General features: G+C 44.8%; 11 protein-coding genes. 9 read left to right on the top strand and 2 right to left on the bottom strand.

Annotation, left to right across the window (positions count from 1 at the left end; genetic code table 11):
• Positions 1 to 3: 3 nt before the first annotated feature.
• Entirely contained in the window at positions 4 to 1,005 is a 1,002-nt protein-coding gene (locus G9U52_RS29590; protein ID WP_166154471.1) for a hydroxyacid dehydrogenase, read from the top strand.
• Between the two features lie 126 nt (positions 1,006 to 1,131).
• Here the strand turns inward: G9U52_RS29590 and G9U52_RS29585 are convergent, their stop codons facing one another.
• Complete coding sequence (locus tag G9U52_RS29585; RefSeq protein ID WP_166154469.1) at positions 1,132 to 3,330, bottom strand: hypothetical protein; 2,199 nt, start codon at positions 3,328 to 3,330, stop codon at positions 1,132 to 1,134.
• A gap of 327 nt (positions 3,331 to 3,657) precedes the next feature.
• On the bottom strand, positions 3,658 to 3,783 hold the full coding sequence (locus G9U52_RS41070) for a hypothetical protein (RefSeq protein ID WP_279538772.1): 126 nt from the start codon (positions 3,781 to 3,783) through the stop codon (positions 3,658 to 3,660).
• 27 nt (positions 3,784 to 3,810) lie between these two features.
• Here G9U52_RS41070 and G9U52_RS29580 point away from each other — a divergent pair, with 27 nt between their 5' ends.
• From G9U52_RS29580 to nagA, 8 genes are all read left to right on the top strand, one after another.
• Complete coding sequence (locus G9U52_RS29580) at positions 3,811 to 5,583, top strand: ABC transporter ATP-binding protein (protein ID WP_166154467.1); 1,773 nt, start codon at positions 3,811 to 3,813, stop codon at positions 5,581 to 5,583.
• A gap of 2 nt (positions 5,584 to 5,585) precedes the next feature.
• Positions 5,586 to 7,454: an ABC transporter ATP-binding protein gene (locus tag G9U52_RS29575; protein WP_166154465.1), complete on the top strand. Its 1,869-nt coding sequence runs from the start codon at positions 5,586 to 5,588 to the stop codon at positions 7,452 to 7,454.
• A 104-nt stretch (positions 7,455 to 7,558) separates the two neighbouring features.
• Positions 7,559 to 8,614 (top strand): LacI family DNA-binding transcriptional regulator, encoded by a 1,056-nt coding sequence (locus G9U52_RS29570; RefSeq protein WP_166154463.1) that lies wholly within the window; start codon positions 7,559 to 7,561, stop codon positions 8,612 to 8,614.
• A 280-nt stretch (positions 8,615 to 8,894) separates the two neighbouring features.
• Positions 8,895 to 9,650: a 6-phosphogluconolactonase gene (locus G9U52_RS29565; RefSeq protein WP_166154461.1), complete on the top strand. Its 756-nt coding sequence runs from the start codon at positions 8,895 to 8,897 to the stop codon at positions 9,648 to 9,650.
• 21 nt (positions 9,651 to 9,671) lie between these two features.
• Positions 9,672 to 10,610: a carbohydrate ABC transporter permease gene (locus tag G9U52_RS29560; RefSeq protein ID WP_207953296.1), complete on the top strand. Its 939-nt coding sequence runs from the start codon at positions 9,672 to 9,674 to the stop codon at positions 10,608 to 10,610.
• A gap of 11 nt (positions 10,611 to 10,621) precedes the next feature.
• Positions 10,622 to 11,449: a carbohydrate ABC transporter permease gene (locus G9U52_RS29555; protein WP_166154459.1), complete on the top strand. Its 828-nt coding sequence runs from the start codon at positions 10,622 to 10,624 to the stop codon at positions 11,447 to 11,449.
• A 46-nt stretch (positions 11,450 to 11,495) separates the two neighbouring features.
• Complete coding sequence (locus G9U52_RS29550) at positions 11,496 to 12,806, top strand: ABC transporter substrate-binding protein (protein WP_166154457.1); 1,311 nt, start codon at positions 11,496 to 11,498, stop codon at positions 12,804 to 12,806.
• A 15-nt stretch (positions 12,807 to 12,821) separates the two neighbouring features.
• Positions 12,822 to 13,976, top strand: a complete 1,155-nt coding sequence (gene nagA, locus G9U52_RS29545; RefSeq protein WP_166154455.1) for an N-acetylglucosamine-6-phosphate deacetylase — start codon at positions 12,822 to 12,824, stop codon at positions 13,974 to 13,976.
• Positions 13,977 to 14,039: the final 63 nt, after the last annotated feature.

Here is a 14,039-nt window from a genome sequence, read left to right as displayed (position 1 = left end):
ACAATGGGAAAACCCAAAGCACTTATATTACCGCCACAGTCAAGAATGGACGAGGTCTGCTCAGCGGAATGCGTAAGCTTGTTAAAGGAGCATTTCGAGCCGATCTGGAATGAAAAAGGTAAGGATTATACACAGGAGGAGCTTGCCGAACTGCTTCGTACCTCCCAAGCTGAAGCTTTATTAACCAGCTGGGGATCTCCGGTCATGACCGAAGAGCTGCTGGAGCTGGCGCCCAAGCTGCGAATGATTGGGCATGCTGCTGGAACCGTGAAAGGGCGTATCCCGCCGACAGCTTTTGCCAAGGAGATCCGCATTTTCTCCGCAGCGCCAAGAATTGCCCAAAGCGTAGCGGAATATTGCTTAACTGTATTATTGTCATCCTTGCGTTACATGCCTACCTTCGATAAGCAGGTTAAGGAAGGCAACTGGCGCATAGATTCTTTAAAAGGCAGAGAGCTTGCCGGACAAACGATCGGGATCGTATCCGCCAGCTCTACAGCAAGAGCTTTTCTCAAGCTGCTGGCTCCCTTTAACGTTAATGTGCTGGTATATGATCCCTATTTAAAGGATGAAGCGGCAGCCCAGCTTCACGTGAAGAAAGCGAGCCTGGAAGAGGTCATGTTATGCCCGATTATTTCGATCCATGCGCCTAAACTGCCAGCAACCTACAAGATGATCACTAAAGAGATGATCAGCTCGATTCCGGATAAGGCCATTCTAATCAATTCCTCGCGTGCCGATGTAGTAGATGAGGAAGCACTGATTGAAGAATTGCAAAAGGGGCGTTTTTTTGCAGCACTGGATGTGTTCACGAAGGAGCCTTTACCAGCGGACAGCCCTCTGACCAAGCTGGATAATGTCTTGTTATCCTCCCATGTTGCGGGAGCAACTGTAGAAGGTCATCTGGCGCTTATGCAGAGTGTTGTGGAGGATATGGTTCGCAGCATGAAGCAGGAGAAAACAATGACAGAAGTCACACAAGCCATGTGGGAAAATATGGCTTAGCGGCAATGATGTTAATGCGTATGTATGAGCTGAAGGCGAACAAGGGGGATCTGCGGATCTCCTTTTTTTGCTCATATGCAAAAGGTCTCGATTCTCTGATGGCCATAGAAGATCGAGACCTTTTCGCTAATGGCGGTTCGAGGGTATAGAAGCCTTCAGATTACCTTTCAAAGAATCCAGGCCAATCCGAATCGTCTGTGCATTGCCGGGATGGGGTTTGATATGCGCGCCGGAGCCGTTAGGGTTTTTGACATCGGCTTTTGCCCCCGGATGATAGTGGACAACAAAATCGTTCAGCCATGTGCCGGTATCATCGTAAATATTGCAGGTTCTTTCATAGGTGGTGCCGCCTTTTAGTAAATAGGCATTGGTGGTTGTAACGGTATAGTTATTATCCCTCATTAAAACGAACAGCGTGTTGATCCATTCGGCAAATTTATTGTCTCTTATAAAAATCCCAAGCTTTTGGTTGAAAATATGTGTCTTGAAAAGAGCGGCTGTTTGTCCGGCAGGTAACAAAGCTATTTTCGTGGCCACAGTGGCCTGGTTCCATCTCAACTCCGAAGTCAGCTCCAGGCATGCAGTCAGGTCGGCGGCAGATGCCGCATAGGGCTGAAGCGTCAGCAGAAATGCCAGCTTTGTATGATCCGCTCCTGGGGTGACTGGCATCAGCTTCGCAATCTCGGCAGGTTCATAGTGGACGAGCAGTCTGGAAAAATCGCTAATTACCGCAGGCTCGCAATAGCTATTGAATGAGCCGAGGCTTTGGGCCAGCAGTTTCATATGTGCATTCGGGACGTTATCGGTATGTAACTGGCTCAGCAAGCCAAGGCGCTTCTCGTTAACTGCGAAGATAAGCAGCTCGGTGCTATCGATTTTGCTCAAAATCGCACCCAAATCGGTCGCTTTAAGCACTTTCAGGCATAGCATATAAGCCTGCTTCGTTATATTCTCGTTTTCGATTAACGCTTGCAGGTTAGGAGCTTGTCTAACATTTTCAACGATTTTTTCAGCGAATGCGAACTGATTTCCGCTTAAAGCCAGCGCTGCAATTGCGACAGGATGATAATTTATCTTGCGGAAAAAGGAGACATATTCGTTTCGCCGTTTTTCATAGGCTTCAGGACCAATCATCAAGATAACCTTTTGCTCGGCTTCTTTGGCCTTCTCTTCAATTTGCTCGAGGGCACCCTGAGAGAGCGCCTGCTGCTTGCTGCTCACCTTAGGCTCCAGCTCGGTTTTGCGCAAGCCTTTATCGAAATCCTTTCGTTCCTTGGAGGTGAGGCTTTTCACCGCCGCATCATAATTTCCTTGTAGCGTTTGCTGCTTGTCCGCTTGCAATCTTTTGGCAATCAAGGCAAGCTCCGATTCCCGGATATGCTCGGCGTGCTCATAAGCACCTGTAATGGCCTCCAAGGCAAATTCAATATCATAATTGAAGTCTTTTACCAGCTCTATATGCTGCTTGGCTTCTTCCGTGCCCGGTGTAACAGAAACAATATCCACCACTCGTTTAAGTGCAGGGACATTGGCTTCCAAATCCGCTTTGTAGTCGGTGAGGAGATCAAATTGCTCTAGACTTAATGGCGGAATGGGTAGTCGCAGCAGGGTTTGCAGCCAAGCCAGCTCTTCTTTGGTTCTACCGCCATGGATAACCAGCTTCAGCAAAGCTTCATAAGGGATCGATGCCTGTTCCTTCCACTCAGCGAGAAATTCTTCTTGAATCTGCAGCAACGGCTCCTTAGCAAGCTTGATCGGAACAAGAGGCTGGGCATCCTCAGATTTGCGCACATAATGGATGACGAGATCCTCTAGATTGTCCCATTCGTTGTCCTGTGCCAGCGCCAGCAGCTTCTTCGCTTCTGGGAGACGGGCGTCAGTCGACAAATCCCATTCGCGGAACTGTCGAAGTGCGAATGCTTCGCTCTGGCTTTGCGCGTATTCAATGCGCTCCTGTAAATCCTCCCAGCCCTGTTGGCTGCAAAGCCGAAGCAATTGTTTAACTTCATTGTAATGCTCTTCGAATGCAGATTCGGTTTCCCATTCCTCAAAATAAAGTATCGCTTCGTGCTCGTCCTTAAATTTCGGCATCATTTGTATCGATAGATCAGGCTGCGCGGTTTGGATCGAAGGAACGTTCAAGGTACCGGCTCTCATGAGTTGTCCGACAGCCCGGTTTCCGATTGTCGCCTGCAGACGCATAATCCCTGGTATAGCGCTGGAAACGCCGCCAGCCTGCTGCTTGTGCTGATGCCTTTTGGTGGGTCCGCCGATAGGCTCTCGCGAATGATGAGCTCCGATAGGCTTGGGAAATAAATGCGTCATATTCGCCCCCTTCATTAACAAGATGGGTAAAGCCTTCCTTTAAGTATAATGTAGAGAATGAATATTAGGAATAGGATGAAATTCCCTTTTTTCGATTATGTTACAATCCTACTAAATTAATGGTTGCATTCATTTTATGATAACGCCAGCATTTTAATAATATGGTATAATAATCAAAGCATTTTCAAAGAAACTTACTCGCTACATATAGGAGGACATGGAACGATGGAAGCAATGATCGGGCAAGGCGATGTGGTGTTATTTCAAGGGGATAGCATTACAGAAGGGGGAGCGCAACCGCGACATAGCTGATGATTTAGGCAAAGGCTACGCCCTGATGGCGGCGGCGTGGCCACGCACTGATTGCCCGAGCATGGACGCAAGCTGTAGGTGCCCAGACAAGCTGAGCACGATCAGCCTGCTAAAGTTGCTTCGTGTTATATTAGCCATCATCAAAATAGCGGTGGAGGAGGGCTGTCCATGCAATTTTTACATAAATATAAGCGGAAATATTGGAAGCTGTTTAGCGCTGCTTTCGCTTTTCTGATGCTTGAAGCGATGTGTGACCTGCTGCTGCCTACGGTCATGGCGGAGCTCATCGATATAGGGGTAGCCAATAAGGATATGAATACGGTGCTGAGGTTAGGCGGACTTATGCTGCTGATTACCGCCGTAGGAGCATTGGGTGCAACGGGAAGGAATATTTTGGCAACGCATGTTTCACAAAGATTTGCTGCAGAGCTCCGGTCGGATTTGTTTCGAAAAATCCAATCGCTCTCTTTTGAGAACATCGATAAATTTGACCGTGCCGCTCTTGTAACCCGATTAACCAATGATGTAACACAAGTGCAGAATTTCGTGAATGGGCTAATGAGGATTTTTGCTAAGGCTCCCTTGCTTTGTATCGGGGCACTGATTATGGCGGTGCGGTTAAACCCTGAATTATCCGTAGTGCTTACGGTTGTCATTCCGATTGTGGGCCTCTTGATTTTTATGAATATGAAGGTTGGTTTTCCATTTTTTTTGAAGGTGCAAAAAGCGCTTGACCGCGTCAATAGTGTAATGAGGGAATATTTATCCGGTGTGAGGGTCGTCCGGGCTTTTAACCGTTTTGATTATGAAGTGGATAAGTTTGATCAGGCCAATCAAGAATACCAATCCCGATCGACGATAGCGATGCGTGCGATGGCTGTATTTAGCCCGGCCATTACGATGACTGTGAATTTGGGTATTGTTGCGGTCATTTGGCTGGGTGGCTTACGGGTAAGTGCAGGGAATATGCAGGTAGGGCATATTGTTGCTTTTGTGAACTATATGACCCAGATCTTGTTTGCTTTAATGACGATTTCCATGGTGTTTAATATGTTTGTCAGAGCAAAAGCTTCAACGGGCCGGATTGATGAGGTATTTTCGCAGGAAAATGGGATGGAATGGGATCGTGGCTTTGTGAGCGAAACTCCGATTAAAGGAAGAGTGGATTTTGAAAATGTGAGCTTCTCCTATGCAGGAACGTCTGGGCTGCCTGTAATCCGAAATTTGACATTGACCTGTTTGCCTGGAGAAACCGTTGGAATTATTGGCTCTACAGGCTCTGGCAAAAGCAGCCTGGTGGCGTTGATCCCGCGCTTTTACGATGCAAGCTCGGGTGTTGTCAAAGTGAACGGGGAAGATGTACGACAGATGGATCCGCATAGAATCAGAGAGAAGATTGCCATAGTTCCCCAGAAAACGATGCTATTTACGGGAAGTGTGCGGGATAACATCAAATTTGGCAAAGAGGACGCTTCTATGGAAGAGATAGAAAATGCGGCGCGGATGGCTGATGCCCATGGATTTATTACCTCTTTTCCAGAAGGCTATGAAACTCAATTAGGACAGCATGGCGTCAATTTCTCTGGTGGGCAAAAACAACGGGTTTCGATTGCCCGCGCTTTGGTCAGGCAACCGGAAATTCTTATTCTCGATGATTGCACAAGTGCCGTTGATGTAACGACTGAAAGCAATATTAAGCAAGCCCTAAAAACCTATGCCAAAGGGTTAACCTGTTTAATTATTGCCCAGCGCATTACCTCTGTAATGGATGCAGACAAAATCGTCGTTATGGACGAGGGGCAGGTCGTAGGTATGGGCAAACATGATGAGCTAATGAAAAGCTGCGGTGTCTACCAAGAAATATTCCAGTCCCAATTGGGAAGGGAACCTTCGAAAATTACAAATGAACAATATTCGACTGTTCCTAAAGGAGCTGAATAAACATGTCGGGTCGAAATGAGCAAAGCAAAGAGTCAGTGGCTCCTCCTGATATTCCGATCATGGGTGGAAGACCTGGCGGTATGGGTATGCGTGGAAGGGGCGCTGTCGTAAAGCCGAAAAACTTTAAGGCGACCATCAAGCGCTTGTGGTTCTACCTGGGAAGCGAGCGGAAGCTGTTAACGCTTGTTTTTGTATTCGTTCTTATTAATGCGGTACTTACGCTATCGGCGCCTTATTTGATCGGTGTTTCTGTCGATGCGATGTCTGTGGAAGGCACGGTTAATTTCAGGCTGCTCGAAATTATTATTATTGTATTGATTGTTGCTTATGTGGCAGATGGATTGTTAAGCTTTCTCCAAGGCTGGCTAATGGCGGGCATCTCGCAGCGCATCGTGATGAATCTACGGACTGCGTTATTCGGGAAGCTACAGAAGCTGCCTCTGGGATATTTCGATTCACGCAAGCATGGAGAAATTATGAGCCGTTTGTCCAACGATATTGACAATGTGAGCAATAGCTTATCGCAATCCATCACCCAGCTGATGGGCGGTTCAATAGCCATCATTGGTTCCTTGGTGATGATGTTGATCTTAAGCCCTATACTCACCTTGGCTACCTTGATTACGGTACCGTTGGTTTATTTGCTAGCCCGCACGATTACAAAGAAAACGAGTGTGCTGTTTAAAGACCAGCAAATCCAGCTGGGCAAGCTCAATGGCCATGTAGAAGAAACGATCTCGGGCATTGAGGTAGTTAAAGCTTTTAACCATGAGCAACAAGCGATTCAAGAGTTTGATATCGTCAATGCGAAGCTATGTGAGGTAGGCTTGAAGGCGCAAATCTGGTCCGGCTTTCTGATGCCGCTCCTCGCGGTCATTAACAATCTAGGCTTCGCTGCTGTAGCTGTCGTAGGTGGGGTTCTGGCGGTAAAGGGCATGATTACCGTTGGGATTATAGCTAGCTTCTTGAGCTATTCCCGCCAATTTGTTAGGCCTTTGAATGAGATTGCCAATATTTTCAATGTCCTGCAATCCGGTGTAGCAGGTGCGGAACGCGTGTTTGAGGTACTTGATGAGCAAGAGGAAACCTTGGACTCGCCGAATGCGATTCCTTTGGAAAATTCCAAAGGACATGTGGTATTCGAGAATGTCAGCTTTGGCTATCGGGCGGATGTACCTATCCTGAAAAACATCAGCTTCGAATCGGGCCAAGGCAGCAGTACCGCATTCGTCGGGCCGACAGGAGCAGGTAAAACAACTGTCGTTAATCTGATAACTCGCTTCTATGATGTTACAGGCGGGCGAATCCTCATTGATGGCCGAGATATTAAAGAGTATACGAGGGATAGCCTGAGAAGGGCATTTGGCATCGTCTTGCAGGATACATATTTATTCTCCGGTACCATTAAGGAAAATATCAGATACGGCAAATCGGATGCGACTGATGAGGAAATTGAAGCCGCGGCAGCAATGGCCAATGCTGATATATTTATTAAACGTCTGCCTAATCAATATGAGTCGGTGCTTTCGGAAAATGGCAGCAACTTAAGCCAGGGGCAAAGGCAATTACTCGCGATTGCCCGGGTGATCCTGGCCAAGCCGTCCATTCTTATCCTCGATGAAGCTACAAGCAGCATCGACACGCGAACCGAGCTTCATATCCAGGATGCGCTGTTAAGCATTATGCAGGGGCGCACCAGCTTTATTATCGCCCATCGGTTAAATACGATCCGTGACGCGGATACGATCATGGTTATCGATCATGGTGAGATAGTTGAGCAAGGCAACCATGACCGCCTGATCAAGGAACAAGGGGCGTATAACCGAATGTTCGTCAACCAGTTCAAAAATATTGAGGGAGTTCTAGATTAAATTTATGAGCCAAACTACTATATAAAGACTGGAAACATGTGATAGGATAATAATGCATCATCAATCCAAATTATTGGAGCATCTATATCTACTAGGAGGGAATCATGGATAAACCCGTCACCATTTATGATATAGCAAAAAAAGTGAATGCCTCAGCGGCTACGGTTTCACGGGTGCTTAGCAACAGCAGTTATCCGGTAAGCTTAGAAATGAGTAAGAAGATCAGAAAAGTAGCTGAGGAACTAAAATATTCACCAAACATGCTTGGCAGACAGTTGAAAAAAAATAACAGCATGACGATCGGTGTCATTATACCAAGTATTAGTAATCCATTTTATTCGGAAATTGTATTAGGGATTGAAGAGGTTGCGCGTAACAACGGTTATCATGTTTTGCTTTGTAACACTCATCAAAGCCTGGAGCTGGAGCATGAATACTTGCAAACATTAATTGAAAAGCAAGTGAACGGGCTTATTATTTCATCCGTAATATTGAACAAGGATATGCTCAGCGAATATATAAGAAGAAAGATAAATGTCGTTTCGATCGATCAAATGATCGAGGATGCGGACATTTATCAAATCGGGTTTGATTATCGAAAGGGAGGTTATATGGCAACTTCGCACTTAATTGCGAAGGGTCATCGTAAAATTGCCTTCGTAACTGCACCATTGGATCGCCCAAGCCGTAAAGGTACCTATCGTGGTTATTTGGAGGCGCTGGAGGATTATGGAATTAAGCCGCTTGAATCGTGGCTGCAGGTTTCTGAGCGTGGTGAGGAAGGGATAGAAGGGGGTACATGGGAGTTTGCCATTGGGAAGAAATTAACACAAAGGCTGCTAAGTCTTGAGCAGCGGCCTACAGCAATATTTGCTTGTAATGATATGATTGCTTTTGGGGTAATCAACGAGTTGAACAATCAGGGTATAGAAGTACCCGGTGAGATGTCGGTTATAGGGTTTGATAATATCGAAATGACACAAATGATCTATCCACCCCTTACGACCATAGGGCATCCGAAATACGAAATGGGTCGGTTTGCCGGCAACATGTTATTTGATTTGTTGAAAGGCGTGGAATCCAACATTAAAGAAGTTGTGCTTCAGCCTAAACTAATTGAAAGGAAATCAGTTGAGGTGCTGTTAGATGAGGAAAGATAATATATCTAACATAAAGGGGCATCTTTAAGTGAGGCCTTTTTGTTTAAATAAAAAAGAAATCGATTGCTTTGGTATTGACTGTAAACCAATATTTACAAAGATATCTAGCAGTTAAACAACATTTTTAAGTTTTTATTGACGATAAATGATATATAATGGTATTATATACCCATAGTAATCGATTTCTTATAGTTTATCTCATCTTAATACTTTTTTATTTTAATAATTTTTTTATTTTTATATGTTAGTTAAAATAACATTAACCTGGAGGAATAACAAAATGAAAGTTTCTGTGTGGAAAGATTCTCAAGAATTAGGCGAGCAAGCAGCATTGTATTCAGCAAAGGTAATTAAAGAGAAAATCGAACAAAATGGAAAAGCTAGAATTATCTTATCTACAGGTGCTTCCCAATTTGACACCTTGAAGGCTTTAATTGCACTTCCATTAGATTGGAGCAAAGTGGAGATGTTCCATCTGGACGAATATGTCAATCTTCCTATTAGCCATCCAGCAAGTTTCCGTAAATATTTGCAAGAAAGATTAGTGGACCTGGTTCCCACTATGTTGAACGTGCATTTTGTTAGCGGTGAAGGCGATGTGCTTAAACAAATCGAGCAATTGACAGCAGAAATTAGAAAAGCTCCAATCGATTTAGCGCTGATCGGTATTGGGGAAAATGCCCATATCGCTTTTAATGATCCACCGGCTGATTTTGATACGAAAGAAGCTTATATCGTTGTTGATCTCGATGAAGGCTGCAAGAAGCAGCAGGTAGGTGAAGGCTGGTTTCCATCCCTTGCAGAAGTGCCTAATCAGGCGATTTCAATGACGGTACACCAGATCATGCAAAGCGAAGTTATCGTGTCCAGTGTCCCGCATCGCGTTAAAGCGAAAGCAATTAAGGACATGATTGCTAATGATGTAACGAACCTGATCCCGGCAACTATGCTGAAAACACATCGGAATATGGCTCTTTTCCTTGATGAACAATCCGCCTCTGAAGTAGATAAAGACCTTCTCGAAACCATTAAATAAGTTGCTAAGGGGGTAAACAGGATGCCAAATGGGTTGGCTATGAAGACACAAGTTACCAAAACCAAAACACACTCAAGCAAGATCTGGCGACAAAAAAGATGGTACGGTATTCTGTTCGTCGTGCCAGCGTTTTTCTTCATATTTGCATTTATGGTTTACCCGATCGTCTATTCCCTATACATGAGCTTGCATAAATTTAATTTTGTTTATGATAGCTCGCCTAAATTTATTGGCTTCGCCAATTATGTGAAAGCCTTCCAAGATGATAGTTTTTTAACCGCATTGTCGAATACATTTGTCTTTGGATCTGTCTACTTTGTAGTCATTATGGTCGCTTCGCTCATTATGGCGTTACTGCTGTTCCATACAAATAGGTTTAGTGGGTTATTTAGAACATTTACCTTTTTACCGATTGTTGTTCCTGTGTCGCTATCCGCGCTTGTCTTTATGTGGATACTCCAAGAAAACTACGGTCTGCTCAATTCGGTACTCAGAGATGTGTTACATCTTCCGGATTTGGCTCTTCCTTGGTTAAATAATGGGACGACTGCTATGGCAAGTATCATCGGGGTAAGCTTATGGTCAACGATAGGGTTTGAGACTATCTTGTTCCTCGGTGGGCTGCAATCGATTTCGCAGGAAGTACTTGAAGCTGCGGAAGTGGATGGAGCAGGCGGCTTTAAGAGGATAATTTATATTATCCTTCCTAATCTGCGTGAAACTTATATTTTAACTGGAATTTGGGCGATTTTACATGGGTTAAAGGTGTTTGTTGAGCCGATGGTCATGACCAATGGTGGACCGGGTAATTCAACTACCGTATTGTACCAGGAAATTTATCACACCGCATTTTCCTTCTTTGATATGGGATATGCATCCGCCATGGCTTACATTCTTGGATTTATCGCTTTACTGTTTGCCTTGCTTAATTTTTATGTGAATCGTACTAAGGAAGCTTAGGGGGTGGAGTCATGAAAGCAAAGATTGTTTCCAAAGCAGTTATGTATGTAGTCTTAATTGTGACATCAGTTTTTTTCGTCACCCCCTTTATTTATACATTCTTCAATTCATTTAAAATGGAAAAGGAAATTTATCAAGTGCCTCAAAGTTTTTTTCCGAAAAACTTCATCCTTGATAACTATGCCCAGATTTTTACCCAAGGTAGCTTCATTAGTTATTTTATGAATAGTGTCATTATTACTTTCTGGGGCGTGCTGCTTGTGGTATTGCTAAGCTCTTTGGCTGGATATGCATTCGCCAGATTGCCGTTTAGAGGAAGAGAAGGGATGCTTGTCCTTCTACTGATGACCATTACAATGCCTTTAGCTATTTTCCTGATCCCGATATATATGATGGAAAACAACCTTAATATCTTGAATACGAACCTTGGCCTCATTTTGCCGAATGTCGCTGTCGTCCTGCCCTTTGCTATCTTTATTATGCGTGGTGCTTTCGTCTCCATACCTAAGGAAGTTGAAGAGTCGGCGGAGATCGATGGATGCGGTGTGTTACAGACGTGGTGGCGAATTATGCTGCCAATCAGTAAGAATGGTCTTGTAGTCATTGTTATCCATGCCTTTTACAACATTTGGGGTGAATTTACACTCGCCAAGACACTCGCCACCGACCAGGCTTCGATGCCTCTAACTGTTGGGCTTACTTTGTTTAAGGGTGAGACCTGGGCTTTTGGGACGCTGGCATCCGTTATTGTTCTCTCGATGCTACCACCTATTATCATATTTATCATTTTCCAAAAGCAATTGGTTGAGGGTATTACGCAAGGTGCAGTTAAGGGGTAAGTCAGATAAGTGGACATGCACATAATAAATGAAAAGAGGCGGTTATATGTTGAAGAGAAGTTTGAAAGTAGTTGGGGTTTCCACATTATGTCTATCAGTGCTGTTGGCAGGGTGCAGCTCAAAGCCAGCAGAAAATACAGCGGGAGCACCTGTAGCAGCTAAAGAAGAACCCAAGTCACTCCGAATTGGTGTAGAATCATGGATGGTGGAAAAGCTGCTAGTCAATGAAGCTGTAGCGAAGTTTAAAGCCAAGCATCCGGATATTAATGTAATCATTGCCCCCTACGCTGATAAATCGATTTTATCTAACTTTGCCTTACAGTGGAGCCAGAACAAAACAGATGTGGATGTCGTGATGGTGGATGGAACGGCTTCAGCTGTACAATATTTGGCCAAAGATTTAGTTCTGGATTTTAATAAAACCGAATTTTTTACGGGAAATACGACTAAAGACAAATTTGTAGGAAAAACGTTGAGCTTTGGTGACTTGGATGGGGTTCAATTCGCAATTCCGATTAGTCTGGAAGCTTACGCGATCAATGTAAATACAAAAATGTTTAAAGAAGCAGGTTTGACGGATGCTTCAGGAAAAATAATTAATCCAAAAAATTGGCAGGAAATTTACGAATATGCGAAGAAGATGACCATTAAGGATGGCAATAAGGTTACTCAGCAAGGTATGACCATCCAATGGGGGCCTAATGCTCTTTATACGCTCATGTCCGTAGAGCAAGCTGCACTCGGAACTTTTTATAAAAACAATGTGATCAGCTTCGATACACCAGAAATTAGAGAAATTCTGAAAATATGGAAAAAAGGCGCGGATGAAGGTGTTTTCTCCATCGATACATTCACGAACAAAGATGCGGGACGTAACAATTATAAAGCCGGCCAGGTGGCAATGTTGCTAGAAAGTGGCGCTCGTGCTCCGGAAGCCGCTCCGACTGTAGGCGCTGAGAATGTTTCGGTAATACCAATCCCGGGCTCGTTGGAAAAAGGTTCTTCGGCATTTGCCGCTGGTATTCTTATTCCCAAAGCTACTCCGGCTCCTAAGCTGGCCGTACAATTTATTAAAGAGGCACTTATGGATGTTGATGTTCAAGGTGATACGGCTACCGTATGGGGAAAGCTTCCGGTTATTAACGAATCCTATGGAAAAATTAGTGCGGACTGGAAATTAACGCTACAATCCATCATTGATAAATCGGTAACAGCTCCTTTTTACAAGGAATATCCGGTACTCGACAAGTATATCCCGGTCCAATTACAGAATTACTTAACAGGCAAGTATGATTTGGAAACATTTATCAATGAAACAGAAAAAACGATCAAAGACATTGATAAAAATACCAAGTAACAGGCGGGATTATAGATGAAGCATTCTTGGGTTGCAAGACATTGGCAGAATGGGCAAGCGGTGAAGCTTACAACGAAAGGCGGCAGGATTGCCGAAGAGGAGTCTGTGGAGGTTCCATCTGATGTATGGATTGCTCCCGGTCTTATCGATGTACAGGTGAATGGTATTGGTGGCTTTGACCTCAATGGCATGGATACTACGGTTGAAACTGTCCAAGAGGTTGTGCGTTATTTGCAGAAGGGCGGCGTTACCCGATTCTGTCCGACTATAGTAACAGGGCCCAAAGAAAGAATGCTTCACTGTATCCGTACAATCGCTGCGGCTTGCGCGGCTGATCCAATCGTGGATTATGCCGTTATCGGGATTCACGTTGAAGGTCCGTTCCTATCTGGAGAAGACGGCCCCCGAGGTGCGCATAATAAGAATTGGATTCGTGATCCTGATTGGCAAGAATTTGAGCAATGGGATGAAGCGGCCGCAGGGAAAATAGCCAAAGTGACGCTTGCTCCGGAGAAGCCTGGGGCCATTGATTTCATTCGCAAGCTTAAGCATCGCGGAATCGTGGCTTCGATTGGGCACTGCCATGCGTCAGAAGAAATTATTCAGCAGGCAGTAGAGGCGGGAGCCACGATGAGCACTCATCTCGGCAATGGCGCACACCCTTATATCAAACGCCATCCGAATTATATTTGGTCGCAGCTGGCTGATGATCGTTTGTGGGCAGGGCTTATAGCCGACGGGTTTCATCTTCCGGCGTCTACACTGAAAGTCATGATCAGAACCAAAGGGGATAAAGCGGTCCTTGTGAGCGATGCGGTCAATTTGGCGGGGATGCCACCCGGACGTTATGCTACTCCTTTGAATGATAATGTTGTACTGGAGCCCAATGGTTTCTTGCACCTAGCCGATACACCCGATATTTTGGCGGGAGCAGCATTGCCGCTATACCGCGGCGTAGAGAATGTGGTTAGGCTAGGAATTGCTTCGATGAAAGAAGCAATTCGAATGGCTTCGCTCCATCCAGCCCAGTTATTTGGCATTGATGGTGATGGATTGGGCAGCCTAGAGATAGGTGCTCCGGCTGACTTTATTGTTTATCGCTTGAAAGACGGCCATTTGCTAGATATCGTAGAGACTGTGGCCAATGGGATTGTAGTATATGAAGCTTGAACGATGAAGATGAAGCCTGCAATTCCACTTCGGTGGTTTTGCAGGCTTTTTGGTCATACCAAT

This window comes from Paenibacillus agricola (assembly GCF_011440305.1).
Taxonomy (GTDB): Bacteria; Bacillota; Bacilli; order Paenibacillales; family NBRC-103111; genus Paenibacillus_S; species Paenibacillus_S agricola.
Note: the sequence above shows the minus strand (reverse complement) of the source record. Positions and strands in the feature narration are given on the sequence as shown.